The organism is Rhizobacter sp. P1_G5, from assembly GCF_056405435.1.
The window spans coordinates 1-2,741 of the sequence record NZ_JBFUCB010000734.1; the positions used below are offsets into that span (position 1 = coordinate 1).

General features: G+C 71.4%; 3 protein-coding genes. All 3 read right to left on the reverse strand.

The window, feature by feature from the left end:
• A partial coding sequence (locus AC1D12_RS30215) for an efflux RND transporter permease subunit (protein WP_477844935.1) occupies positions 1–1,076 on the reverse strand: 1,076 nt, incomplete at its 3' end.
• Positions 1,077–1,094: 18 nt separating this feature from the next.
• Positions 1,095–2,258, reverse strand: coding sequence for an efflux RND transporter periplasmic adaptor subunit (locus AC1D12_RS30220; protein WP_477844936.1), 1,164 nt, complete (start codon positions 2,256–2,258; stop codon positions 1,095–1,097).
• A 226-nt stretch (positions 2,259–2,484) separates the two neighbouring features.
• Positions 2,485–2,741 (reverse strand): aldo/keto reductase (locus AC1D12_RS30225; protein ID WP_477844937.1); only part of this gene is annotated, 257 nt, incomplete at its 5' end.

A 2,741-nucleotide genomic window follows, 5' to 3' on the forward strand; every position in this document is an offset into this window, starting at 1 on the left:
GTGCTGCGCCAGCTGTGCAGGAACAGGAACACGATCGCGATCGTCAGCAGCGCGCCCTCGACCAGCGTGTGCTTGACGCCCGTCAGGCTGCGCTCGACCCAGTCGCTGTCGGCGTACACCAGCTTCAGCTCGACGCCTGGCGGCAGGCTCTTGCGCAGCTCCTCGGCCGCCTCCTTGATGGCGGCGCCGGTCTCGACGATGTTGGCGTCCTGCTGCTTGTAGACCTGGAACGAGACCGCCGGCACGCCGTCGACGCGCGACAGCGAATCGGGCTCGCGCTCGCGCTCGACCAGCTCGCCGAGGTCGGCCAGCCGCACCACCATGCCGTTGCGCGATGCGACCACCACGTCGGCGAAGGCCTTGGCATCGCGCACCTTGCCCTCGACGCGCACGATCGCGTCTTCCTTCACGCTGCTGAGCAGGCCGACCGGCATGTCGGCGTTGGCGCGCTGCAGCGCGGCGGACACGTCGGCCGGCGTCAGCTGGTAGGCGCGCRGGCGCTGCGGGTCGAGGTCGATGCGCACCTGGCGCACCGTCATGCCGCCGACGTCGACGCGGGCCACGCCGGCCGAGCGCTCCAGCCGCTTGCGCACGACCTGGTCGGCCAGCAGCGAGAGCTCGCGCGCGCTGCGGTCGGGCGCCAGCAGCGACAGGTAGACGGTGGGCTGCGCGTTGTCGCCGTCGAAGCGCGAGACGAACGGCGTCTTCGCGTCGCGCGGGAACACCGGCTGCACCGCCGCGACCTTGTCGCGCACGTCCTGCACCGCGCGCGTCATGTCGGCGCTGAGCTGGAACTCGACGACCGTCTCGCTGCGGCCCTCGAAGCTGTTCGAGCGGATCATCTTCACGCCGGCGATGCCGTTCAGCGCCAGCTCGATCGGGCGGGTCAGCTCGGTCTCGGTCGCGTCGGGCGAGGCGCCCGGGTAGGCGACGCTGACGAAGACGATCGGCGGCGAGATGTCGGGCAGGCGCTCGACGCGCAGCTGGCTGTACGAGAACAGGCCGAGCACGCACAGCGCGGCCATGATCATCGTCGCGAAGACGGGGTTGTTGATGGAGACGCGGGTGAACCACATGGCGGTCGGTCTCCAGGATCAGGAACTGGCGACGGCGGAGGCCGCCGACGTCGCGGAAGCGGCCTTCGGCGCCGTGCGCTGCGTGACGATCTTCGCCGGCTGGCCTTCGCGCAGGTTGTCGAAGCGCGCGCCGAGCACCTGGCTGTCGGCCGCGAGGCCCTTGGCGATCTCGATGCGGTCGCTCGCGGCATCCTTGCGGCCGGTGATCACGATGCGGCGCACCAGCGCGTCCTTCTCGAGCGTCCAGACGAAATCCTGGCCCGAGGCCTGGCCGACCGCGCTGATCGGCAGCGTGAGGCGCGGCGCCTCGTCGGGCAGCACCACGCGGGCCTGCGCGTACTGGCCGGCGCGGAACAGCTCCTGGCGGTTGTCCAGCACCACGACCACGCCGATCGCACGCGTGCCGGTCTCGGCGGCGGGGGCGATGCGGTCGATGCGGCCCGGCACCGGCTGGCCCTGCCCTTCCACCTGCACCTGCACCGGCTGGCCGGGCTTCAGCAGCGACACCTCGTGCGTGCCGACGGTGCCGGCGAGCTCCAGCGTCGACAGATCGACCACCGTCAGCAGCTGCTGCTCGGCGCTGACCTTCTCGCCGGGCACCACATGGCGCTTGCCGACGATGCCGGAGATCGGCGCGACCAGCGCGGCCTCCCTGACGCCGACGCGCGTGGTGGCCAGCTGGGCCTGCGCCGACTTGAGCTGCGCGCGCGCCGAATCGAGGCGGGCCTGCGACGACTGCAGCGCGGTCGGCGAGATGAAGTTCTGCGCCGACAGGCCGACGTTGGCGGCATGCGTGCGTTCGGCCTCGACCAGGGCTGCCTGGGCGGATTCGACCGACGCCGAGCGGTCGGCGACGCGGCTCTGCAGGTCGGCCAGGTCGATGTCGCCGAGCAGCTGGCCGGCCTTGACGCGGCTGCCTTCGGCCACCTTCAGTTCGAGCAGCGTGCCGGTGGCCTTGGCGCGGATCACCGCGGTGCGCGGTGCGACCAGCGGCCCGGAGAACTCCACCACCAGCGGCATCGCGAGCTGCTTCGGCTGCACGACCTCGGACGCGACGAACTCCAGCGCGACGAGCGCCGGCTCCTTCTTCTTGTCGCCGCCCTCCTTCGAGCCGTTGCTGCGGCCGGGCACCAGCGCCAGCACGAGGCCGACGATGACCACCGCGCCGATCGCGCCGCCCACCCAGAGTCCACGCCGGGAGGTCCGTGATGATCCTCCGCCCACCGGCTGCTGCCCGTGTGAGGCGGCGCCGTGATCGTTGTGTGCTGTATTCATGGGCGGGAGTGTAGATTCGGCCCCGTACGGTCTGACAAGGTCTGCGACAGACTGCAGATTGGGGGGGCCGAGCAGTGAACCGGCCCGACGAATCGGTGGAACTTCGCGACGAACTGCGATCAGCGACGACGGATCACTGGTGCCCGGCGATCGGGTGCGGCTCGTAGCCTTCGCCGAGCGCCCGCAATTCGTCCGGCGACAGCGACAGCTCGGCGGCCGCCACCGCCTCGTCGAGCTGCGGCAGCTTGCTGGCGCCGATGATCGGCGCGCTGACGCCCGGCTGGTGCAGCAGCCACGCATAGGCCAGCGTCGCCGGGCTGACGCCACGCTGCGCCGCCAGCGCCTTCAGCCGCTCCACCGTCTTGAAGTCGCTGTCGCGGTAGTACAGGG